The following is a 21,803-nucleotide window of genomic DNA, read 5'->3' on the forward strand; positions in this document are numbered from 1 at the left end:
CTGTGCCAGACACGCTGCCGGTCCACGTCAGCCGCGAGGAACTCCACAGCCTCGAGGTTCCCGCGTCCTTCGAGACGACCGGCTCGTTCGACGTGAGACTGATCAACCACGGCGAAGCCCTCCACGTCCATCTCCATCTCGACGACGACCTCTCCGAGGTCGCTGCTCTCGACGCGAGCAACCACTACGTCGACGGCAGCACCGAGCGGTACGTCCGGGTGTCGGTCGACCCACAGCGGGTCGACGGCGAGGAGCAACTCGGGAAACTGAAAGTCGTCTCGGCCTACGGCTCCCAGACGCGCTGGATCGACGTGACGGTCAGCAAGCCGGATCCGGAGGCCGACACGGTCGAAGTCGACGAATCGCTCACCAAGCCACAGCCGAAACCCGACGACCGGGAGCGATCCGTGCCGTCTGCTGTCCCGATCCTCGCGCTCGGCGGGCTGGCACTCGGGCTGGTCGCGCTGGCGACGGTACTGCTGGACGGAGCGGTCGTCTTGCTCGGCGCGCTCGTCGTGATCGGGGGCGCCCTCAGCGCCCTGTTTTTCCTGGTGCGCGACGACGAAGGGCTCTAGAGAACGCCGCGAACGAGACTGCCGACGAGCGGAGCGGCGACTCCAACGGCGACGGCGATCAGGAGGAGCTGACCGGTCGCGAGGACCGCCCATAGCGCGCCGATTGCGGCGAGATAGCCGAACCAAACCGCCAGGGCGGTGACGCCGAAGCCGAGTCCGGCCAGTAGCGCCCGCCTCAGGCTGGTCGCCACCAGCCCGACGAGTGCGCCGCCGGCGACGAGTCCGAGCCAGTGGACAGTGGCGAGTCCGAGTCCGATCGCCGTCGCCACGACCAGCCCCAGCCAGTGGACGAACGGATCGGTCCGCAACCGAGCCAGTACCGCGAGCGTCATCGCTCACCCCCGAGATACTCCGTCGTCACCTCGCCTTCGATCTCCCGGCTCAGCCGCCGATACTCGCCGTTGGCCCACTGTCGGAGTTGGCTGTCGTAGTGCTCGGAGAAGTACCGTCCGGAGTTGCCGCCGGGCAGCACCGCCAGATACGCCCCGTCGAGGTCGACCTGCATCTCCCAACTGCCGCCCCACGGTCCCCGGGTGCCGAAGTTCCTGACCGTCCAGCCCGATCCGCCCCGCGGGAGCGACTCGTAGCCCAGGAAGTCGAGTTCGGTGAGGTGGTCGATCAGCCCCGTGTGTGCGATGTCGCCGTAGGTCTCGTAGCCGCGTCGGTCGATTGTCTCGACGGCCGTCCGCAACGCCCGACGCAGCACCGGTGCCCGGCCGCCGGGGCCGAACCAGCCGCTGTCCGACGGCAGTTCGAGCAGGCGGGGATCGCCCGGGTAGTACTCCTCGCCGAGGCCCGCCTCCTCGAACGCGTCGCCGAGCAGTTCCTCGCGGTAGGCGTTCGCGAACTGCTGGAACAAAAGTGCGGCCTCCGAATCCGGCTCCATACGGTAGTCCCACCCAGAGAGCGTCTCGGCGGCCTCCTGCAGTGCCTCGTCCTCGTCTCGAACGGCCGCGGTGAGGGCGTCGACGATGGCCGCCGCCCGGCCATCGCGGACATCTCTGCCGACAGTCTGTAGGAAGGTGAGATCGAGTGGCTCGCCGGATTCGACTCGCTCGTCGAGGAGGCTGTAGATTCGCTCGCCGCGGTAGGGGGCGGAGTACGACTCGGCGAAGTAGTAGGGCAGTTCGTCGTCGGGGATGATCTGCTGGTTGGCCGTCGCGAGGTACTCGGGGTCGACGACGTGGGGTTTCTCCGCGAACGGGACGAAACCGTCCCAACTGGGGTGCTCGAACGGCTCGAACCCCTCCCACTCGCCCTCACGGGCCGACCCGTCGAAGACGCCGTCGCCGTCCAGGGCGGCGGGGTCGTCCCAGTTCACCGTCTCCCCGGAGGGTTGCCTGATCGGGTGCCGACCGACGGTGTAGTACAGCGTGTTGTCGTCCCGGTCGGCGTACAGGAAGTTCTGACTGGGAACGTCGAATTTCCGGATTGCCGACAGCGTCTCCTCGAAGGAGCGACTGCGGGTCAGTTCGTACAGCGCAATCGTCGTCTCCGTGGCCGCGTGGCCCGTCCAGGCGACGGCGACCTCCTGTTCGGCCTCCTCGACGACCGGGCCGTGGACCGTCCTGCGGACCGTGATCTCCACGTCCTCGCCGTCCGCGACCTCGATGGTCTCCTCGCGCTCGTCGAACTCCCGTCGCTCGTCGCCGTAGCGGTAGCTCTCGCCGTCGGTCTCGTAGCTGTAGAAGTCGATCACGTCGGTGCCAGCGTTAGTGAACCCCCACGCCGCGAACTCCGTTTCGCCGATGACGACCTCCGGGACGCCGGGGAAGGCGACCCCGCGAACCCGGTGGTCCGGACCGTCCAGATGCATCTCGTACCAGACCGGCGGGGCCTGCAGGCTCAGGTGGGGGTCGTTGCAGAGAATCGGGGCGTTCCCGCCGGCGAGGTCGCTGCTGACCACCCAGCTGTTCGAACCGAGGGTCTCCTGTGGCTCGAACCGGGTGAGATAGCTGACGGTCTCGGCGTCGACGGTCCCGCCCGTGGCGGCAGTGTCGGTTCCGCCCGAGTCGCTCGTGTCGTCGCTGTACAGTCGGTCGGCTTCGTCGAGTCGGTACTGTTCGTCGCGGTAGCGCTGCCGGATAATGGGCGAGTCGTGGTCCATCCGCGGCCGGTAGAGCTGATCCGCGAGTTCCGCGTCGAACTCCTCGCGGAGTAACTGGCGGCGAAGCGTCCGGAAGCTACCCGTCAACTGCCAGGCGATGATCTTCTCGACCAGCATCGAGTCCGCCGGCCGCCAGGGCTCTGGCTCGTAATCCAGCAGTTGGAACCCGATCGAGAGTCGAGCGTCGTCGTAGCCGTCGGTGACCCCCTCGCTGAACGCCTCCAGAATCGGACCGACGACGCTGTCTTCCAGGTGGTCGGCGGTCGCCTCGGCGGCCTCTCTGAACCGGAGGGTCCGGTAGAACCGATCAGACTCGACGGCGGCCTCGCCGACGACCTCGGCGAGCCGGCCGCTGTACAGCCGCCGCTGGAGATCCATCTGGAATCCCCTGTCGATGGCCTGGACGTGGCCGGCCGCGTAGTACAGCGCCTGTTCGTCGTCGGCCTCGATGTGCGGGACTCCGTCGTCGTCGTATCGAACCGTCGCTTCGCCGTACGGGCTCTCGACGCGCTCCGGGCGGTCCGGGTTCGCGGCTCCCCAGACCCCACCAGAGAACGGGGCGAACTGTTCGAGTACGTCACCGATCGGTGAGACGTACGCCCCGAGGACACCGGCACCCACGATCCCCCCGAGGACGGCACGTCTCGTCCGTTGCTCGGACATACCCCTGCTGTCTCGCCCCCTGTACGTAAGTGATCCCCTCTCGTGTCGTGGTAGTCCGGGACACGCGCGCCCGAAATCGCTCGGCTCCGCCGCCGTGTCTCCGACTCCCCCGACACCAAGAACTGCTTACATTTAAAAATCAGAACGAACAACTGGAGAGATACGGGCATCGGCGGCTGATAGTCGGTGTGTTCTCCGGATTCCGGTATTTTTAAATATCTTTCGGACGAACGGATATTTAGCTATTGCGTCGGGTGTTCCGGCGGTTCGACCCGACTATCTCTACCAATGAGTAATCCAAATACGCGGACACGAACGACAGAACAGGAACAGACGAACGAGCAGACCGACCAGTCCCTCGACTGTCCCGAGTGTGGCGGCGCCGTCGTCGCTGACGACGAACACGGCGAGACGGTCTGCCAGGACTGCGGGCTGGTCATCGAGGAGGACTCCGTCGACCGGGGTCCGGAGTGGCGCGCCTTCGACGCCAAGGAGAAAGACGAGAAGTCCCGCGTCGGCGCGCCGACGACGAACATGATGCACGACAAGGGGCTGTCGACGAACATCGACTGGCGGGACAAAGACGCCTACGGCAACGCGCTGTCGGGCAAACAGCGAAAGAAGATGCAGCGACTCCGGAAGTGGAACGAGCGGTTCCGCACCCGTGACTCCAAGGAACGGAATCTCAAGCAGGCGCTGGGTGAGATCGACCGGATGGCCTCCGCGCTGGGGCTCCCGGAGAACGTCCGCGAGACCGCGAGCGTCATCTACCGGCGAGCGCTGGACGAGAACCTGCTGCCCGGCCGCTCCATCGAGGGCGTCTCGACGGCCTCCGTGTACGCGGCCGCCCGGCAGGCGGGCGTCCCCCGCTCGCTCGACGAGATCACCGACGTGTCTCGCGTCGAGAAAAGCGAGATCGCCCGGACCTACCGCTACGTCGTCCGGGAACTCGGACTGGAGGTCCAGCCGGCCGATCCCGAGAGCTACGTCCCGCGGTTCGCCTCGTCGCTGGGCCTCTCGGAGGAAGCCGAGCGCCGCGCCCGCGAACTGCTCCAGAACGCCAAGGAGAAAGGCGTCCACTCCGGTAAGTCGCCGGTCGGACTGGCCGCCGCTGCGGTCTACGCCGCCGCGCTGCTGACAAACGAGAAGACGACACAGGCCGCGGTCAGCGAGGTCGCAGACATCTCCGAGGTGACGATCCGGAACCGCTATCACGAACTGCTCGAAGCCGAGCAGGACATTCCGATCGCCTGATTCCGCGGGGAGTATTCACCGCTGATAACTGTAACAGTACACTTATTCTGTTCCGCTCGCGGACCTGAAACATGGCCTCTGATTCCGGTACGAGCGGGAGCACTGCGGATATCGACGACGCGGAACTCGGGCAGGCGATCGACGAACTGCTGTCGACCTCCGAGGAAGTTGCGACCAGCACCGAACAGATCAGCGACCTCGCGGACGAACAGTCCGAAACCATGCAGGACGTCTCCAGTGAGGTCGCGAATCTCTCGGCGACCGTGGAGGAGGTCGCATCGAGCGCGAACCAGGTCAAGGCGGTCAGCAACGACGCCCGCGCGCTGGCCGACGAGGGACGCGGGATCGCTGACGACGCAATCGAGGCGATGGAGTCAGTCGACGAGGCCAACACCGCCGTCTCCAGGGATGTCGAACAACTCCGCGAGCGGATCGACGAGATCGACGAGATCGTCGACGTGATCAACGAGATCGCAGACCAGACGAACATGCTCGCGCTGAACGCCTCCATCGAGGCCGCCCGGGCCGGCGAGGCCGGCGAGGGCTTCGCCGTCGTCGCCGACGAGGTGAAGTCACTGGCCGAGGAGTCTCAGGAAAACGCCTCCGAGATCGAAACCCTGGTCTCGAACATCAAACAGGACATGCGGGAGACTGTCGAGAGCCTCGACGACGCCAGCGAGCAGGTCGAGCACGGAATCGCACAGGTCGACGAGGCGGTCGATATCCTCAAGCGGATCGACGAGGCCGTCAGCGAGGCCGCACAGGGCGCCGAGGAGGTCGCCGCGGCGACCGACGATCAGGCCTCTAGCACCGAGCAGGTGGCGAGTATGATCGACACGACCGCGGCGAACGCCGCCGAGGTCGCCGAGGAGATCAGCGACATCGCCGACGCGAACCGCCAGCAGACCGCGATGATCGAACAGCTCCAGTTGATGGTCAACGAGCGGTAGCTACGGACGGACGGACGAACCGCCGACCTGCTGCACACGTCGCTCGACCGACTCTGTCGCCGTCTCCGGACACTCCACCCGTACGTAGATGTCCTCCCCGTATTCGAGTTCTCGAACCGACGTTCGGTCGTACAGCCACGACAGCACCGCCTGTCCGTCGTCGGTGTACGGCAGCCTGACCGCCAGTTCGCTCGTAGGCAGGACGGATCGGAGCCGCGCCCGGAGCTCTTCCGGGGGGTCGTCGAAGCCGCGAGAGGGAACCCGCAGACGGGTGCCGTCGAAGTCGCTCTGCCCCGGTAGCCCCCCGACATCCCCGACGGTGAGCACCACGTCTGCTCGCTCGACGGCGGCCATCGTCCCCGGAGTTGCCGTCCGGAGCCACTCCGGCCCGCCGGCGAACAGCCCCGGCGTGTCCGTCACCGCGAGTTCGTGCGGCCCGACCGTCGTCGTCGCGGTTGTCGGCGTCGCCGGACGGAGGGGTCCGGTCGACTCCGCCTCACCGGTCAGCCCGGCCCAACAGTCGGCCGACTCGGGGACGGAACTGAGGACGGTGACGTACGCGTCGACGCCAGTGTAGCTCTCCGAGATCTGACGACGCTGTGTCTCCTGACGCTGCGTGAGTCGCTCGGCGGCGCGGTCGCAGGCGCGTTCCGCTTCCGCGACTGCGCCGTCCTCGCCGGCCGGCGCTGTCGTCTGCTGGTCACGCCGTCTGCGGCGGGCGCGACGACGGTCGATGCGATTGTCCCGGAGCGTCAGCCGGGCCGCCGCGACGGGGTTGCCCCCTTCGGAGAGCCGTTCCCAGACGACGCCGCGCCGGTCGCGGACCGTCACGTCGGGGAGTGCCGACGTGAGGTCGACCATCTGTCCCTCGTGGGCGATGCCGTCGACTGCGACCCGCGTGATGTCGTCCTGTTCGATCCGCTCGCTGAGACTCTCGACCAGTCCGGGTGGGAGGTGATACCGGTTGTCCGCCGGCCGGTCGCGGACCAGCGACTCGACGACCTCGGAGGACGCAGAGACGATGCGCTCGAACCCCGGCGTCAGCGAGCCCTCACGGGTTGCGAGCAGCGCCCTCTCGGCCATTATTCGCACTGGGGACCAGAGACTCATGAGCGTAGCCATCGAAGCGGTGAAACCCACACAGTCCAACGCGGGGGTATGTATCTCGGTGTCGACGGCTGTCCCGACGGCTGGATCGCGGTCGCATACTCCGAAGACGAGTTCGAGGGTGCGGAGTTCCATCGGACGCTTCGAGCGCTCTGGGGGGCCAACCGCGACGCCGAACGGATTCTGGTCGACGTGCCGATCGGACTGCGGACCGAATCGAGCGAGCCGCGCGCCTGCGATACGGCCGCCCGGGAACGACTCAGCCCGCATCGGCACAACAGCGTCTTCCCGACACCGATCCGTGCGGCCGCCCACGAGAAGAGTTACGAGGCCGCAAAAGCCACCCAGGAGGCCCGGACAGACGGCAGTCTCAACCGACAGAGCTGGGGAATCGCGCCGAAGATCGCCGAGGCCGACGACCTGCTCCGGGACTCGTCGGCCGCCCGCGACCGACTCCGGGAGTGTCACCCGGAAGTCTGTTTCTGGGCTTTCGCCGGGCGGCCGATGCGGTACTCCAAGACCGCTGACCCGCGACGGGCATACTGGGAACGGGTGAACGTCCTGCGGTCGCGGGAACCGGCGGTGTACGACCACATCTGGGCCGCAACCGAGCAGTCCTACGACGGCGAGTTCTCGACGGACGATCTGATCGACGCCTTCGCCGTCGCGCTCACTGCCCGCGGCGACGAGAGCGGACTCCGGACCTTGCCCGAGGCGCCGGAACGCGACGAGACAGGACTCCCCATGGAGATCGTCTACCGGCCGGCGGAGTAGCCGAACCACACACTCATTTTGCTCGCGCCCCTTGAACGTCTATGACAGAGCGGACGTACCGATGCTCGAACTGTCTTGAGTGGACTGTGACGCGGGACTTCGACGTCTCGCATCTCTCGATCACCTGCGGGGAGTGCGACGAGTTCGCCCGCTTCATCAACGACGACGTGTTCGAGCAGTACCGCGCCTTCGAGGAGACGCCGCCGGAGCATCTGAACTGGGAGAAACTGAGCCGCGCGGAGAAGTTTCTGGTGAGCAACGGCGTCGTCCGTGAAGGGAGATCAATCGAGGACTTCGAGATTGAAGAGGCCTAAGCGCCCCTCCGAACCGGCAGATCAACAGCTCCGGGTTCCCGGCCGAATCGGCACCACTTTTAGGACGCTCGCGAGTAGGACAGGTATGACACTCTCCTTCGAGGAGTTCGTACTCGCGGCCAGCACGGCCGACCTGAGCGAGGAGCCGGCGGCGCGGGAGGCCGCCGACGCCGTCGAGTACCGCATGGATCTCGCGGAGAACGGCTTCGAGGGGCTGGCGGCGTACGACGGGGACCTGCCGCTGATCGTCACCGACCGCGTCGAGTGGGAGGGCGGGGAGTCTCCGGACACCGCGGACCGGATCGACCGACTGGCCCGGGCCGTCGACGAACCCGCAGTGGCCGCCGTCGATGTCGAACTCGCCGCCGTCGAGGAGTGTGCGCCCGTGATCGAGGCCGCCGAGGGAACGGACGTGTCGGTCATCGTCTCCGTCCACGATTTCGAGGTGACACCGCCCCGAGAGGAATTCGAAGCGAAACTGGAAACGGCGTGCACACACGGCGATATCGGAAAGCTCGCGGTCACCGCACACTCCCGGTCGGACGTGTTGGACCTGCTGGCGGCCACCCACGAACTGAGTCAGGCCGGAGAGACCGTCGCGACGATGGCGATGGGCGAGGCGGGCCGACACTCCCGGGCCGTCGCGCCGCTGTACGGGTCGCGGATCGGCTACGCGCCGGTCGATCCCGACGAGGCGACCGCGCCCGGCCAGTACCACCTCGAACGGCTTCGCTCGCTCGTCGAGGCACTGCAGGACGACGAGTAACACGTTTTGAGCTCCGCTAAGCCGCTCAGAGAGCGCCAGCACGACGACGGAAGATTGAACACCGAGGGCAGTCCCATAGTAGGTAGTGGCAACCGAGGACACCGACCCCGGCTACTCCCGCAAGCGGCCGTGGTTCGCCGTCGTGTTGACGATGTTCGTGCCCGGACTCGGGCACCTCTATCTGCGACTGTGGGGGCGGGCAGCCCTGTGGGCCGGACTGACGGCACTCGGACTCGTTCTCGCGGTCCCCGGTGAGAACTGGCCGGACTCGCTTTCGACCGAGGCCCTGCTCGCGCCGTTTCAGTCGTTGCCGTTCGAGTCGATTGTCCTCCTCTCGGGTGTGCTCGCGCTCTGTATCGTCGACGTGTATCTGATGGCGCTGCGCCGCAACGAGCTACTCGAACGCTCCGAGCGGGTCGCGGCCGGCGAATCTCCCCAACAGTGCCCGAACTGCGGGAAGGAACTCGATCAGGACATCGACTTCTGTCACTGGTGTACGACCGAAATCCGAGCCGACGGCGACGAGTGAACAGTTCTCTCTCGGGTATATTCATCCCGTCGGATTGACGTACAGCCCCGGCTCTCGATTCGTATCGGGGCGGTCGCCGCCGGCCGTGAACGCGACAGTCGACATGCTCTGTGCGGACTCCCACGGCGCCCCAACAGTCTTGCTGTCGGCCCTCGAACCACAGGCCGTGCGTCCCGAGTACCGCGACGGACTGCTCGCGATCTGTGGACTCGTCGTTCTCGTCGGGTTCGCGGTGCTGACAGAAACCGCCGATCAGTTGTTCGCTCCGGCGGGAGCTCTCGGCGGGGTCGCCGTAGCTGTGGCGCTCGAAGCGGTCTTTCTCCGGTATCCGTCCCGGGCGCTCGGAGTGTGGGAACAACGCGGGGTCCCGCTGGCCGGTCTGTGCATCGTGCTCGTCGCCGGGGCTGTCGGCGTCCAACTGGCCCCGTGGCTGATAGCCGTCCCCGTCTGGGGGGTGTTCACGTACCTGGCGCTGCTGGGCTGTGTGTTGGTCGGCGTCGGAAATCCGGTGTCCGTGCTGTCGAGAGCCGAGGAGTGACGGGCGTCTGGCGCAGTCGGTCTACTTCTCGATGATGCTCTCGTCGACGGCCTCGCCGAAGTGCCGGGCGGTGTCCTCGTAGTAGATGAGCACGTCGTCGCCGGCTTCGAGGTCCGTCACCGCCGTCCGGCCGTCGCGGGTCCGGAGCTTGATCGTCTCGGCGTTTTGGATCAGCGTCTCGATCCGGTCGCCGTCCGCGGTCTCCGCCTGGACCCGGAACATCGGCCGTTTCTCGATTTTCGAGCGGCCGACGATGGCCTCGCGGGTGTTGCCGTCGATGTCGACAATCTGGACCTCGTCGCCGCTTTGTAGCTCGGAGAGGTAGCTCGTCTCGCCGCCGGGGGATCTGACGTATGCGTGGACGGCGCCGGCGTTGACGCGGAACGGCCGCGAGGCCACGTACGGCGACTCCGCGGTTTCCGCGTGGACGAAAAACAGCCCGCGGGACATCGACCCGACGAGCATCCCCTCGTCGTGATCCATCAGCGACCCGGTGTCGATGCAGACCCGGTCGGCCGAGCCGGTCTGTTCGATGGTCGTCACCTCGGCGTACTCCAGATCCAGCGTCTCCCGGTCGACCTCGTCGCGGACCTCGACCGTCCTGCGGATCTCGTCGGGGTCGTCGGTGTCGAGTAAGACCGCGTCGGCCCCGAGTTCCAGCGTTTCGTACGCGGTTCGGGCCTCCTCGGCGGTCCGGACCCCCGCGATCAGTTCGGTCTCCTCGCCGATGCGGGCGATCAGGTTCTCCAGCGGAATGATCTGCCAGTCGCTGCCGATGATGATGGTGTACTCGGCCTCGCGGGCCACCTCCTCGGCGAAGGTCTCGTATTCGGTGTCGAGGATCCGGACGTAGCCGCCGTAGTCCATCCCGTCGTCCCGGCGCAGCGCCGAGAGATCGGCCGAACCGGAGTAATCCGACGGGAGATCGACGGTGCCGTCGCCCTCGCCGTCCTTGCCGACGATCGTGGCGTCGGGTTCGACGGTGTCCTCCTCGGCTTCCATGACGTGGACGTCACCACCGGCGAACGCCGCCACGTTCACCTCACCGAGTTCGCGGACGCGTTCGACGTCCGACTGGTCGACGAGCACCCAGTCGACGCCGGCCTCCAGGCCGGCGGTGATCCGCCGTTTCCGTTGCTCCCAGTCACCGACCTCGTCGTCGGCCTTGAGCCAGACAGCACGTGTCATGTGGATACGCTCGCGTCGGTGTGGCTTGAACGTGGCGGATTACCACGACGACTACTCTTCCAGGGCCGCTGTCACGACCGCTGACCGGGACGGGTAGCCCCGACTGGCCCGGTACTCGTCTAACTCCGCCAACAACTCCTCGGGGAACTCGACGTCGAGTTCGACGTGGTCGCTCGTGGTCATACTATCGCCGTCGACAGCGACAAAAATAAGCTTTCTGTGGCCGTCTGACACGCGGCTGACGCCGCGAGCACGCTTTGTTCATCGCGCCGAAGTCCGGCCCGTTCAGCGAGTATTTGATCCACGTCCGTCGGCTCAAAGACCTGTTACACCGACCGATTCCGGACTCGGACGCGGCTAAAAGAGCCATTTGTCCCGCAGGTACTGTTTTTTATACGGCTGTTGTAGCCGGAGACACGAGCCATGAGTAGTATCTTCCCGTTACGGGAGACAGTGAGCCGAGACGAGCAGGGCGGTCCCCGCCTCCTCGACCTCGAGGACGACGCCGCCGACGAGATTTTCGAGGCGCTCTCTGCGAGTACGACCAGAGAGATCTTTCTCGCCTTGCACGACCAGCCACAGACGGCGTCCGATCTCGCGGACGCGACAGAGACCTCGGTGCAGAACGTCCAGTATCACCTCAACAAGCTCGAAGACGTAGATCTGATCGAGGCGGTCGATACGTGGTACTCCGAGCGTGGCTCGGAGATGGACGTGTACGCACCGACCGACGAGGCGCTCGTCCTGTTCGCTGGCCAGGACAAGGAACGGTCGATCCGGTCGATATTCAACCGCCTCGTGGGTGTCGCAGGCGTGCTCGCACCGACCAGTCTGCTGGTCGCCTGGGCCGCAAGCAAGCTCTACACGGAACCGGAGCCGACGACCGTCGACGACCTCAAAACGGAGGGCGGCGAGGAAGTCGGCGTACGGACGGTCGACCCGAGCCAACAGCCGGAGCCCGGTGGTAACGAGATCGGAATCGCCTCCGAGGAGCCGACAGCCAACGAGACCATCCTCGACGGCAACGAGACCGACGTCGTCCTCGACCAGAACCTGACTGAATCCCCGCTGTTGGTTACCGACGGCGGGAACGCGACACAGCTCTCGAACGAGACTGTCTCCTCGTCAGCCGATCTGATGGGGATCGACCCGGCGCTGGCGGCTGGACTCGCGTTTTTCTGCGGCGGACTGTTCGTCCTCACGGCGCTGTGGATCTGGTACGGAAGCCCGGAGTGACGGATCGGCCCACCCGGAGGGAGGTCACTCCGCAATCGCGGCGTTGACTACGGCACCGACGACCAGGATCAAGGCGCCGAAGTACAGCCACAGCAAGAAGAGTACGACGGCACCGATAGCGCCGTAGGCCTGGTACTGTCCGGCCCGGACGGCGTATAGCTCGAAGGACTGTCGCAGCACCACCAGCCCGATCACGGCGACGGCGGTTCCCGGCAGAACGTCGAGGACGGGTCGCCGGACCGGCGGTAACAGGTAGTACAACGGGAGGAGGATAGTTCCGAGACTGGAGAGTACGAACAGCCAGCCGATGACGCGGGGGACCGGTCCGGCAGTGAGCCTGCCGATGACGACCTGAGCGGCCCCCAGTCCGGCCGCTCCGACGCTGATGACGACCAGCACGACGAGTCCGTTCTGGATCTGTTCGAGCAGCGGCGTCGATCCGTCGAGTCGGTAGATCTTGTCGAACGCGATGTCGATTGCGCGGATCACCTTCAGCGTGCTCCACAGCAACAGCAACGCACCGACGAGAGAGATTCGGGCGAGGCCGCTGGCGTCGGTCAGCGCGGCGGTGAGGATCGCGCTGCCCTCCGCCGAGAGATACTGCCCGACCGTGCCGACTACGCGAGCGGCGAACTGTTCCCCGCCGATCAGCGAGCCGACAGCGACGATCAAAAGCGTCGCCGGGATGAGCGAGAGAAAGGCGAAGAAGGCGATACTCCCGGCGAGAAACGAGATGTCCCGGCGGACGGCCAGGGCAACGATTCGGCGGAGCAGTCCAACGGCCTGTGTCCGGTCCATCGTCTGTTGGGCAGGCTACCCGCCGGATCGGTATGAGAAGGTGGCACCTATCGGAAATAAGCCGGTCGTATCTCCCACAGTACTATAGTGGTCGGTAATCGATACGCAGATAGGGTCAATCGAGATGGTTGACACATCGATTCGCACGCGCGCGTCCGAGAACGCGTCCGGAATCGCCGCCGTCGTCGTGACCGGGACGTGGCTGGCGCTTTTGATGCTCGATTTTTCGAGCGAACTCTGGCTCGCCGTGATGCTGTTCGGATATATCGCCGTCGTCCCTATCGTCTCGATGCTGTTCGAGGAGGACGAGGAGTCGTCGACGGCGGACAGCGGCTCCGCCGGGACACAGCAGACCGCGGAGAGTGAGAGCACGGACGAGGCGTTACAGCGACTCCGGCAGCGGTACGCGGACGGCGAACTCACGGAAGATCAGTTCGAGCGAAAACTCGAACGGCTCCTCGAAACGGAGACGCTCGAAGACGTCGAACGGCGCTCGCCCCGAACGGAATCGACCGACGAATCGTCGGCCACGGCACGGGACAGTCGGACCGCAGAACGGCTCTCGAATCGCGAGACAGAGCGGAATTAGAGTGGTTTCTCCATCTCGACGTGGACGATGCCGGCCTCCTCGAACTCGTCGCTCGTCACCTCGTACCCCAGGTTTCTGTAGAACTCGACGACCTGCTTCTGTGCGTGCAGGCGCGTGCGCTGACAGCCCTGCGTACGGGCTTCCGATTCGATCAGTGCCATGAGTCGACGGCCCAGTCCGTTGCCGCGGTACTCTTTACGGACCGCGACCCGTTCGGGTTTGCCGTACTCGTCGTCCGGAACCCGGAATCGGGCGGTGCCGGCGGCGGTGTCGCTGTCGGCGTCGATGATCACGAAATGTACTGCGTCCTCGTCTTTGCCGTCCATTTCGAGGGCTTCGTCGACGTCCTGTTCGTCGATGAAAACAGCGCGGCGTACCGCAAACGCGTCTTCGAGACTCCCTGCGCCCGGAATCCGTCGAACGTGATACGACATTGTGCCGGGCTACTGCCCGGAGTACACTGACTCTTACGCAGTCAGTTTTCGTCGGGGCTGTAGTTCGGCGCCTCGTCGGTGATGACGACGTCGTGTGGGTGACTCTCCTGCTGGCCGGCCGAGGAGACGCGGACGAACTCCGCGCGTTCCTTGAACACCGGAATCGATTCCGCGCCGACGTAACCCATCCCGGACTGCATGCCGCCGACGAGTTGACGGAGTTCGGACTCCAGAGTTCCCTTGTAGGGGGTCGCCGCCTCGACACCTTCGGGGACGAACTCCTCGTCCTCGTCCTCGTCTTTGAGATAGCGGTCGCCGCCGCCGGACTGCATCGCGCCGACGCTGCCCATTCCGCGGTACTGCTTGTACTTCTTGCCGTTCATCGTGATGACGCGGCCGGGCGCTTCGTCGGTCCCCGCAAAGTACGACCCCATCATCACGGCGTCCGCGCCCGCGGCGATGGCCTTGATCGCGTCGCCGGAGTACCGGATACCGCCGTCTGCGATCACCGGCACGTCGTGCTGGTCGGCCACGTCGGCGACCTGCGCGATGGCGGTGATCTGGGGCATCCCGGCCCCGGTGACGACTCGGGTCGTACAGATCGATCCCGGGCCGATGCCGACCTTGACGCCGTCTGCGAAATCGATGACGTCCTCGGCGGCCTCTCGGGTCCCGATGTTCCCGACGACGACATCAGCATCGACCTCCGCTTTGATCTCGCGAGCGCTCTCGATGACGTTCGCGTTGTGCGCGTGTGCACAGTCGATGAAGAGCACGTCGACACCCGCGTCGTCGGCGGCCTGAGCGCGGTCCATCTCGAAGGGACCGACTGCCGCGCCGGCGCGGAGGTGGCCGTCGTGGTCCCGGACCGCGTTGTCGTACTCGCGGCGCTGGAGGATACCCGCCATCGTCATCAGGCCGGTGAGGCGGTTGTCCTCGTCGACGATGGGGACCCGCTCGATTTTGTGCTCGTACATCAGTTCCAGCGCCTCACGGGGGCTTACGTCCTCGCCAGCCGTGATGACCTCGTCGGTCATCGCCTCCCGGACCTCGTCGCTCTCGCCGACTTCGAGGTACGGCCGGATGTCCGTCCCGGAGATGATCCCGAGGACGTTGTCCTCGTCGTCGACGACCGGTGCTCCGGAGACGCCCGCCTCGTTCATCATCTGGTCGACCTCTCTGACGGTCTGTTCGGGATCGGCCGTCACGACATCGCGGATGATGAGTTCGTCGGCCTGTTTGATGCGCTCGATTTCGGCGACCATCGTCTCGATGTCCATGTTCCGGTGGAGGACCCCGAGACCGCCGTGGCGGGCCATCTCGATGGCCATCTCACTTTCCGTGACGGTGTCCATCGCCGCCGACAACACGGGGATGTTGAGTCGGACGTTCTTCGAGACGCGAGTCGTCGTATCGGCTTCGTCGGGTTCGATAGCGCTCTCCTTCGGACGCAGGAGTACGTCGTCGAACGTCAGCGCCTCCGGAACCCGGAGTTTCTCTGAGAAAGGCTCGGAATTGTTCGCCATGTAAGCCGTCCGACTCCGGCGCTGAAAAACGTTGCGAGATGGACTGCAGTTCGGGATCTCGGTCGAGTGTGGGCAAACCGCACGCCAGCAGCCACCAACGGTGTATGGTATTAACCCACAGTTACGGAGCTACATTGCACGAGTCTGTACACAATTACCCCGAACTGACCAACGAATGCCAACTGTTGGCGTCGGTTCGTGGCGTGTGTGTCCGCTTCTCACGCAATCATTTTAACCGGTAAAACAATATAATGAAACATGTACTCCGTTCGTCCCACCAGCGGAGGGAGCGCCCAGCAGACGAGTTTCGCGTACAGCGTGCCGAAGAGATTCACAGTGGGACACAATTTCACAACGGAGTGGCCGAATTTCGGGGCGTGGTGGCAGTCGTCCACCGGTCGCAGCGCGGACGGCCCCGGAGCCCGCGCCGGGGGCGGAGAGTACCCACGGCTACGGGTGAGGGCCGCCGATAGCGTATGAGTAGCTCCAGACACCCGCGTGCGCTCAACGTCGAGCGGTGGGTGAGCAGTTCGACTCGGCTGCTCGCCATCGTGATGGCGCTGCCGCTGTTCGACGGCGTCTTCGTCGCGCTCGTTCTCGGCGGCGCGCTGGATACCATCGTCGGCATCGTCGAGGTCGGACTGCTGGTCTTCGGCGGGAGCGCGATGGTCGCGGTGATCCTCGCCGAGATGGACGAGAGCCCGCGCGAACAGGCCAAAATCGTGCTGACGGTCGGGGCCGTTCTCGTCACCGGAGCGGCGATACAGGCCGCGCTCGCCCCGACGCTGGCGACGATGCTCGATATCGCCGTCTTCGAGCGCTTCGCGGCGCTGGTGATCCTCTCGGTCGCGGCGTCGACGGCGAGTTCCCGCGTCGGGGAGTACCTTCCCGGCCCGGGGATCATCATCCTGCTCGGTCTCGTCGCGAGTCTCTCCCCGTCGAACGTCGCGTTCACCGTCCAGACCGAGCCGTTGCTGATTGCGCGCGCGATGGGCGCTGCCGGCGTCGGCGTCGGGTTCGCCCTCGTGTTGGCACTGACCAGCCCGTGGCTGCGCAACGCCGTCGAACTCGACCGGTTCCGGTTCGGGAGCGCCGTCGCCCTCGGCGTGCTCTCGCTGTCGGTGCTCGGTGTCCTCCCGAGCGAGGCCCCCGTCGCGCTGCTCGTCCTCGTCGTGACGGCAGTGCTGGCGTTCGACCCCGGCAGTGCACGCGAACGGGACGCGGTCTACCACCCCGACGACATCGACATCACGGCGGCGATGTCCGACGGCGGACAGGAACAGGGCCTCGACACGACCACCCCGTCCGATCCGAGCGAGCAGACCCAGGCACCAGATCCGGAGCCCGACGAGCGGCAGGAACGGCTCCCCTGGCTGTGAGCGAGCGCCAACTCTTAGGACCGGGAGTGCCAGGTACAGATATGGCCGACAATCGCGTTGTGCAGGGGCGTATGGTCACTCCCAACAAGCTCGCGGAACTCATCGAAGGCGACGACGTGATGGACGCGGAACCCATCTCCGACGCCGACCGCACGTGTCCCGACTGCGGCGGCGACGTGCTGGAGGTCGGGTACATGCCGTCGGCGATGGAGTTCGTCACCGGCTGGAAGTGCCAGGAGTGTGACTGGAGCGAGACGGACCGGGACTGACCCGCAACCGAAATCCATTTAGGAGAACTTACCCAACGTGTGTCTGCGGGCTCGTGGCCTAGTCCGGGAAGGCGGCTGACTCCAGAGGCTACGTGCCAGGGACGAAACTCCAGCTGATATACTGAGCGGACGGCTGATCACCGACCGCGCTGATGACCCTCTGGAGTTCCGAGGCACACACCGGAGATATCAGCCGATCGGGGGTTCAAATCCCTCCGAGCCCATTCCGTTCTTCAACCTTACGCAGGGTTTTACCAACAGGTTCGTCCAGCGGTTCAGGGGGTGGTCCGCGTGAGTATCGAATCCATCCCCTTCGACCCGGATCACTGCCGTTACTGCGGTAAGACCATCGAAACCGAGGGGCAACCCTGTCCAGCGCAGACTAAGGGGGTGTGTCGGCCGTGAGTACCGACGAGTCGACCCCGGACACCGCCACCATCGAAACGACGACCAGCCCGCTCACCTTCCCCGACGGCTTCGAGATGGGCCAGTCGTGGCAGCGGGCGCAGACCGAGCGAAATCGGGGCGGCTGGATCAACGACGCCGAGCGCATGGTCTGGTTCGACGACGAGCAGGACGAGCGAGCCGTCCGGGCGCTCGGCGACGTTCGGCAGACGCACCTTTCGCGGAGGTGGTGGACGTGACGGCCTCGCAGACGGGTCTTTTCGACTACGAGCCGGACACGCCCGAGGATATCATCGAGCGCGTTCAGACGGCCGCACAGGACGCACTCGACGCGCAGGGGGTAACTGTCGATGTCTGAGTGCTGTCCCTACTGCGGCCGCGAGTACGAGACGCCAACCGGCCTGTACACTCACGCGCTGACCGAGCACCGGGCCGCCGTGCTCTCGGTCTGGACCGACGAGCACGGGATCAGCCCGACCCAGACCGGCCAGCAGTCGCTACGCGAGGTGACAGCATGAAGGGCTACTACGCCGTTCTCATCAACACAGAGACCGGGACGAGCGTTTGCTTTGGTCCCGTGAGATCGCACTTGGCGGAAGGGACTGCCGCCCGAGCAGACGAACGAGACGATCTCGTAACCGGCGTTGTCGGTCGTCGAGACGGCGGTGTGCGAGGTGGTCAGGCGTGACCCCGACAGCCGCAGACTCCGGCCCCGAAGACATGCCGATCTCGAAGGCTGTTGATCGGTTCATCCGCAAGCGCAGGACCGACGCTGCCGACCGAACACTTCGCTCGTACCGGAGTCGTCTTGGCCAGTTCGCCGGCTGGTGCGACCAGCAGGGCATCGAGACGATTGGCGAGCTGACCGCGTGGCACATCGACGAGTACGACATGTACCAGCGCGAGCAGGGCGCGGCCCCGACGACGATCAAGGGCCGCCTATCGACGCTGTCGGTCTTCCTGGAGTACTGCGCGAACATCGGCGCTGTCGACGAGGAGCTACCCGAGAGTATCGACGTGCCGACGCTCTCGGCCGAGCAGGAGCAGAGTGAGGAACGACTCGCCGAGGAGGATGCACTCGCGGCGCTGTCGTTCTTCCGCGACTCTCGAATCTACTTCGGGAAACCGATGCATGCCTTCCTCGAAATCGCTTGGCACACCGGCGCTCGGATGGGTAGCCTTCTCGCCCTCGATCTCGGCGACTACAACCCGGACGAGCAGTACGTCGAGTTCGTCCACCGGCCGAGCACGGACACGCCGCTGAAGAACAAGACGGACGGCGAGAGACTGGTCGGACTGGCCGATCCGGTCTGTGAGGCGCTGAATGTCTACATCGACCGCGAGCGGTACGACAAGCGCGACGAGCACGGCCGAGAACCGCTGTTCTGCGCGAGACAGGGCCGCCCGTCGTTCTCGACGGTCCGGGCGTGGTCCTATCAGGCTACGCAGCCGTGCCTGTGGGACGAGTGCCCCCACAGTCGCCGCCGCGAGTCCTGTGAGTGGACCCAGCGGACACACTTGAGTAAGTGCCCGTCGTCGAGGTCGCCGCACCGAGTCCGAACGGGTAGCATCACATGGCAACTGAACCGCGGGCTGGATATCGAGATCGTCGCCGAGCGGGTGAACGCGAGTCCGTCGGTGATTCGGAAGCATTACGATCAGGCGACCGGCCGCGAGGAGTTCGAGGAGCGACGACGAGCCGCGGAGACGGCTCTCGACATCGACAACAACGAGGAAGACAACGATTCATGACCCGAGATATCAGAAACTCAGAACACCCGAGTACAGTGCTGCAAAACGTCAGCTACGGCGTTCCCTCCGAGCCCACTAACTTCTGCCGCGAACTACTGTGGGCGGAAAGTATAACACGAGATGGATTGGGACACAAACCAGCGAGAGCAATACACATGTTCTGCGCTGTAAGTCACCCATAACGACGACGGGAGTCTCCTTCCCATTGTGTGTGCCGGATCAAACGACGAACGCTGAGAAACTCGACAGAGATGCTGTCGCCGATCGGCTGACGGATCTCACGGAGGAACTCAGGGCTGGGGAGAACGTGACCGTCAGTGTTGGCAACAAGGACATGGTACTCACTCCGCCGGAAACAGTCGGGTACAAAATCGACGTGATCAAGAAACAGTCGCGGTTCCGCGGGAACCATGAAACCGTCAGAATCGAGATCGACTGGAAACCTCGGTGACCGCCTGTCTGGCTCTCCTGATCACCCCTACTGCGCGTCGACGACAGCCACTCCGGCGAGGTTCACGATGTCCCTCATCTCGTTGCCACGCTGGGAGACGTGACCGGCTTATCCATCCCAACGAGTATCGGTCCGACGGCGTCGGCATCACCTAGTCGGTGGAGGTGTTTGTAGCCGATGTTGCCAACTTCGAGGTTCGGGAAAACGAGCACATTCTCCGGGTCGTCTAGCTCGGCGAACTCGTAGGTTCCGGAAGCATCTCGTTGACGATAGCGGTGTCTGCCTGCATCTCCCCGTCAACGGGGAAATCAGCCGTCTCGTCCTTCTGCAGTCGACGGGCGGCCTCGCATGGCTCTCGAGTCCCGTCGTTGTCGACGGTCCCGAAGTTGGAGTACGAGAGCAGCGCCACTCGCGGCTCAACGTTGAACTGTCTGGCGAGGCTGCGGTGTGGCGAGTGACTTCGTCCAACACGTCTGCCGTTGGGTTCTGGTTCACAGTGGCGTCGGCACAGAACACCACGCGGTTTTGGAAAGTGAGCATGTAGACGCCGGCCGCGTAATTGTCGTCAGGAGCGGTTCCGATCACCTGCAGCGGCGGCCGGAGTGCGGAGGGGTAGTGATGAGTCAGGGCGGTCAGCAGCGCGTCGGCGTCAGCGGTCTCCACCATCGCACTGCCGAGGTAGTTGCTGGCCTGAATCAGATCGTCGGCTTCACGGCGGGTCACACCCTTTCGCTTGCGGAGTTCGTACAAGCGGTCGGTGTACGCATCGAAGTTGTCTTCACCCGGATCGACGATTTCGGGGTTGTAACTCAGCCCGAGTCGCTCCATCTGCGCACATATTTCCCTCCGCTCGCCGACGAGCACAGCCGATGAGCACAGGGTCGGCGATGCCTATCAACTGGTAGGCGGCCCGGATCATCTTCTCGTCGTCGCCCTCCGCGAGCACGACTTGCTTCGGATCACTTTTCGCTTTGTTGAGGAAGACGCGTTTCATCTCGCGGGATTTGCCGAGGCGAGCTTCGAGTTCCTCGACCTAAGCATCGATGTTGATCGATCTGCGGGCGGCGCCGGGAACGTCTTTCATAGGGAGTTTGGCCAGCGCCTCGGTCCTGGCGACTTTCATCTCTTCGTTGATCTCGGTGGCTCGAACGTCCAGCGCACCGCAGGACGGAACGGAAAGCCCACACGTTGTTGACTTGATTCGGGTAATCTGACCGACCCGTCGCCGTGATCACGCCGTCGCGGGCCGCCTTCGCCTGCCCGTAGCCAATCTCCGGTTCAGGGTTCGCCATCGCGAAGATGATCGGATTGTCGGCCATCGAGCGGACCATCTCCTCGTCGACGATCTTACCGACGGTCCAACGAAGACGTTTGCGCCCGATATGGCGTCGGCGAGATCACTGGGCGGTCGATTACTGGCGAACTCGCGGGTGAATTCGTTCAGATCTCCCGTCTCAGCCCGCTGCTCTGTCAGGATCCTGTCGATGTCACACGTCGTGATGTTCTCCCGTTGGACCCCCAGCGAGACGTAGAATCTGGCGGTAGCGGTCGCGGCAGCACCGGCCCCGGCGAAGGCCACATCGAGATTCGACACATCCTTCTCAGCGAGATCGACCGCGTTGAGCAGCGCGGCGTCGGAGATGATTGCAGTGTCGTGCTGATCATCGTGGGACACGAGGATATCTAACTGGTCGGAGAGACACCGTTCGACTTCGAAACACTCGGGGGGCGCGGTGTCCTTGAGGTTGATTCCGCCGAACGTCGGCTCCGACGTCGCAGTCAAACGGACCATTTCGTCAGCGTCGTCCGCTTCTATTTCTACTCGAACATGTCGATATCGGCGAATTATTTGAAGAGCACGCCTTTACCCTCCATCATAGGCTTAGATGCTTCGGGTCCGATGTCGCCCAGCCCCAACACTGCTGAACCGTTCGAGACGACGCCGACGGGGTCGCCTCTGGCAGTATACGTGAACGCCTGTTCCGTGTCGTCGGCGATTCGCTCACAGGGGGCGGCGACGCCGGAGGAATACGTCAGCGAGAGGTCTCACTGGGTGTCCGTCGGCTTGGTCGTCGAAATCTCTATCTTTCCTGGTAGATCACTGCTATGAAACCCTAACGCGCCTTCTTTCAGTTCCATAGCGGAGTATCCACTCCTGTGATAATAAAGCGACACCCGTTTTGCTTGAGTGGAGCCGCT

At 64.8% G+C, this 21,803-nt stretch carries 25 protein-coding genes, 1 tRNA gene and 1 pseudogene; 18 read left to right on the forward strand and 9 right to left on the reverse strand.

Annotation, left to right across the window (positions count from 1 at the left end; genetic code table 11):
* The first annotated feature begins 2 nt into the window (after window positions 1-2).
* Window positions 3-575 (forward strand): DUF7524 family protein, encoded by a 573-nt coding sequence (locus GRX03_RS05925; protein WP_368278086.1) that lies wholly within the window; start codon window positions 3-5, stop codon window positions 573-575.
* Here GRX03_RS05925 and GRX03_RS05930 read toward each other — a convergent pair.
* On the reverse strand, window positions 572-907 hold the full coding sequence (locus GRX03_RS05930; protein ID WP_159763295.1) for a hypothetical protein: 336 nt from the start codon (window positions 905-907) through the stop codon (window positions 572-574). The two genes, GRX03_RS05925 and GRX03_RS05930, sit on opposite strands and share 4 nt — an antisense overlap.
* A complete protein-coding gene (locus GRX03_RS05935) occupies window positions 904-3,345 on the reverse strand; it encodes a penicillin acylase family protein (protein ID WP_159763296.1) in 2,442 nt (813 codons plus the stop codon). Before GRX03_RS05935 ends, GRX03_RS05930 begins: the two co-directional genes overlap by 4 nt.
* A 288-nt stretch (window positions 3,346-3,633) precedes the next feature.
* Between GRX03_RS05935 and GRX03_RS05940 the strand changes: the two genes are divergently transcribed.
* Together GRX03_RS05940 and GRX03_RS05945 are read left to right on the forward strand one after the other, a co-directional pair.
* Window positions 3,634-4,599, forward strand: a complete 966-nt coding sequence (locus GRX03_RS05940; RefSeq protein ID WP_159763297.1) for a transcription initiation factor IIB — start codon at window positions 3,634-3,636, stop codon at window positions 4,597-4,599.
* A gap of 71 nt (window positions 4,600-4,670) precedes the next feature.
* Window positions 4,671-5,549, forward strand: coding sequence for a methyl-accepting chemotaxis protein (locus GRX03_RS05945; protein WP_159763298.1), 879 nt, complete (start codon window positions 4,671-4,673; stop codon window positions 5,547-5,549).
* Here the strand turns inward: GRX03_RS05945 and GRX03_RS05950 are convergent, their stop codons facing one another.
* Window positions 5,550-6,632, reverse strand: coding sequence for a hypothetical protein (locus GRX03_RS05950; RefSeq protein ID WP_159763299.1), 1,083 nt, complete (start codon window positions 6,630-6,632; stop codon window positions 5,550-5,552).
* Between the two features lie 75 nt (window positions 6,633-6,707).
* Between GRX03_RS05950 and GRX03_RS05955 the strand changes: the two genes are divergently transcribed.
* The 5 genes from GRX03_RS05955 (at window position 6,708) to GRX03_RS05975 (ending at window position 9,577) form a co-directional block, all read left to right on the forward strand.
* Complete coding sequence (locus GRX03_RS05955) at window positions 6,708-7,430, forward strand: DUF429 domain-containing protein (RefSeq protein ID WP_159763300.1); 723 nt, start codon at window positions 6,708-6,710, stop codon at window positions 7,428-7,430.
* 41 nt (window positions 7,431-7,471) lie between these two features.
* On the forward strand, window positions 7,472-7,744 hold the full coding sequence (locus GRX03_RS05960) for a hypothetical protein (RefSeq protein WP_159763301.1): 273 nt from the start codon (window positions 7,472-7,474) through the stop codon (window positions 7,742-7,744).
* An 85-nt stretch (window positions 7,745-7,829) separates the two neighbouring features.
* Complete coding sequence (locus GRX03_RS05965; RefSeq protein ID WP_159763302.1) at window positions 7,830-8,510, forward strand: type I 3-dehydroquinate dehydratase; 681 nt, start codon at window positions 7,830-7,832, stop codon at window positions 8,508-8,510.
* An 85-nt stretch (window positions 8,511-8,595) separates the two neighbouring features.
* The gene (locus GRX03_RS05970) at window positions 8,596-9,039 is read left to right on the forward strand and encodes a DUF7575 domain-containing protein (protein ID WP_368278089.1); all 444 of its coding nucleotides are present in this window, start codon (window positions 8,596-8,598) and stop codon (window positions 9,037-9,039) included.
* A gap of 85 nt (window positions 9,040-9,124) precedes the next feature.
* Window positions 9,125-9,577, forward strand: coding sequence for a hypothetical protein (locus GRX03_RS05975; protein ID WP_159763303.1), 453 nt, complete (start codon window positions 9,125-9,127; stop codon window positions 9,575-9,577).
* A 21-nt stretch (window positions 9,578-9,598) separates the two neighbouring features.
* On the opposite strand, the gene GRX03_RS05980 is transcribed toward GRX03_RS05975, so the two are convergent.
* Complete coding sequence (locus GRX03_RS05980) at window positions 9,599-10,765, reverse strand: 3-dehydroquinate synthase II (RefSeq protein ID WP_159763304.1); 1,167 nt, start codon at window positions 10,763-10,765, stop codon at window positions 9,599-9,601.
* Window positions 10,766-10,816: 51 nt separating this feature from the next.
* The gene (locus tag GRX03_RS05985) at window positions 10,817-10,948 is read right to left on the reverse strand and encodes a ribbon-helix-helix domain-containing protein (RefSeq protein ID WP_159763305.1); all 132 of its coding nucleotides are present in this window, start codon (window positions 10,946-10,948) and stop codon (window positions 10,817-10,819) included.
* A gap of 240 nt (window positions 10,949-11,188) precedes the next feature.
* Between GRX03_RS05985 and GRX03_RS05990 the strand changes: the two genes are divergently transcribed.
* A complete protein-coding gene (locus tag GRX03_RS05990) occupies window positions 11,189-12,001 on the forward strand; it encodes an ArsR/SmtB family transcription factor (protein WP_159763306.1) in 813 nt (270 codons plus the stop codon).
* A 24-nt stretch (window positions 12,002-12,025) separates the two neighbouring features.
* Here the strand turns inward: GRX03_RS05990 and GRX03_RS05995 are convergent, their stop codons facing one another.
* Entirely contained in the window at window positions 12,026-12,799 is a 774-nt protein-coding gene (locus tag GRX03_RS05995) for a YihY/virulence factor BrkB family protein (protein WP_159763307.1), read from the reverse strand.
* A gap of 124 nt (window positions 12,800-12,923) precedes the next feature.
* Here GRX03_RS05995 and GRX03_RS06000 point away from each other — a divergent pair, with 124 nt between their 5' ends.
* A complete protein-coding gene (locus GRX03_RS06000) occupies window positions 12,924-13,388 on the forward strand; it encodes an SHOCT domain-containing protein (RefSeq protein WP_159763308.1) in 465 nt (154 codons plus the stop codon).
* Here GRX03_RS06000 and GRX03_RS06005 read toward each other — a convergent pair.
* Window positions 13,385-13,822: a GNAT family N-acetyltransferase gene (locus GRX03_RS06005; protein ID WP_159763309.1), complete on the reverse strand. Its 438-nt coding sequence runs from the start codon at window positions 13,820-13,822 to the stop codon at window positions 13,385-13,387. The two genes, GRX03_RS06000 and GRX03_RS06005, sit on opposite strands and share 4 nt — an antisense overlap.
* 41 nt (window positions 13,823-13,863) lie before the next feature.
* On the reverse strand, window positions 13,864-15,348 hold the full coding sequence (guaB, locus tag GRX03_RS06010) for an IMP dehydrogenase (protein WP_159763310.1): 1,485 nt from the start codon (window positions 15,346-15,348) through the stop codon (window positions 13,864-13,866).
* 476 nt (window positions 15,349-15,824) lie between these two features.
* On the opposite strand from guaB, the gene GRX03_RS06015 reads away from it, so the two are divergent.
* The 8 genes from GRX03_RS06015 (at window position 15,825) to GRX03_RS06045 (ending at window position 19,604) form a co-directional block, all read left to right on the forward strand.
* Window positions 15,825-16,727, forward strand: coding sequence for a DUF5794 domain-containing protein (locus tag GRX03_RS06015; protein WP_159763311.1), 903 nt, complete (start codon window positions 15,825-15,827; stop codon window positions 16,725-16,727).
* Between the two features lie 41 nt (window positions 16,728-16,768).
* Window positions 16,769-16,996, forward strand: a complete 228-nt coding sequence (locus GRX03_RS06020) for a DUF5795 family protein (RefSeq protein WP_159763312.1) — start codon at window positions 16,769-16,771, stop codon at window positions 16,994-16,996.
* 47 nt (window positions 16,997-17,043) lie between these two features.
* A tRNA-Trp gene (locus GRX03_RS06025) sits at window positions 17,044-17,220 on the forward strand.
* A 177-nt stretch (window positions 17,221-17,397) separates the two neighbouring features.
* Window positions 17,398-17,640, forward strand: coding sequence for a hypothetical protein (locus GRX03_RS06030; RefSeq protein WP_159763313.1), 243 nt, complete (start codon window positions 17,398-17,400; stop codon window positions 17,638-17,640).
* Window positions 17,637-17,759 carry a hypothetical protein gene (locus GRX03_RS16890; protein WP_267902768.1) on the forward strand — a complete coding sequence of 41 codons (123 nt, stop codon included), beginning with the start codon at window positions 17,637-17,639 and terminating at the stop codon, window positions 17,757-17,759. The genes GRX03_RS06030 and GRX03_RS16890 overlap by 4 nt, the downstream gene beginning before the upstream one ends.
* A complete protein-coding gene (locus GRX03_RS06035; RefSeq protein WP_159763314.1) occupies window positions 17,752-17,919 on the forward strand; it encodes a hypothetical protein in 168 nt (55 codons plus the stop codon). Before GRX03_RS16890 ends, GRX03_RS06035 begins: the two co-directional genes overlap by 8 nt.
* 166 nt (window positions 17,920-18,085) lie before the next feature.
* A complete protein-coding gene (locus GRX03_RS06040; RefSeq protein WP_368278091.1) occupies window positions 18,086-19,153 on the forward strand; it encodes a tyrosine-type recombinase/integrase in 1,068 nt (355 codons plus the stop codon).
* 211 nt (window positions 19,154-19,364) lie between these two features.
* Window positions 19,365-19,604, forward strand: a complete 240-nt coding sequence (locus GRX03_RS06045) for an amphi-Trp domain-containing protein (RefSeq protein WP_201289192.1) — start codon at window positions 19,365-19,367, stop codon at window positions 19,602-19,604.
* 27 nt (window positions 19,605-19,631) lie between these two features.
* Here the strand turns inward: GRX03_RS06045 and GRX03_RS06050 are convergent.
* A pseudogene (locus GRX03_RS06050) lies at window positions 19,632-21,743 on the reverse strand (phosphate acyltransferase).
* Between the last annotated feature and the right edge of the window lie 60 nt (window positions 21,744-21,803).

Source organism: Halovenus carboxidivorans, from assembly GCF_009831575.1.
Classification (GTDB): domain Archaea; phylum Halobacteriota; class Halobacteria; order Halobacteriales; family Haloarculaceae; genus Halovenus; species Halovenus carboxidivorans.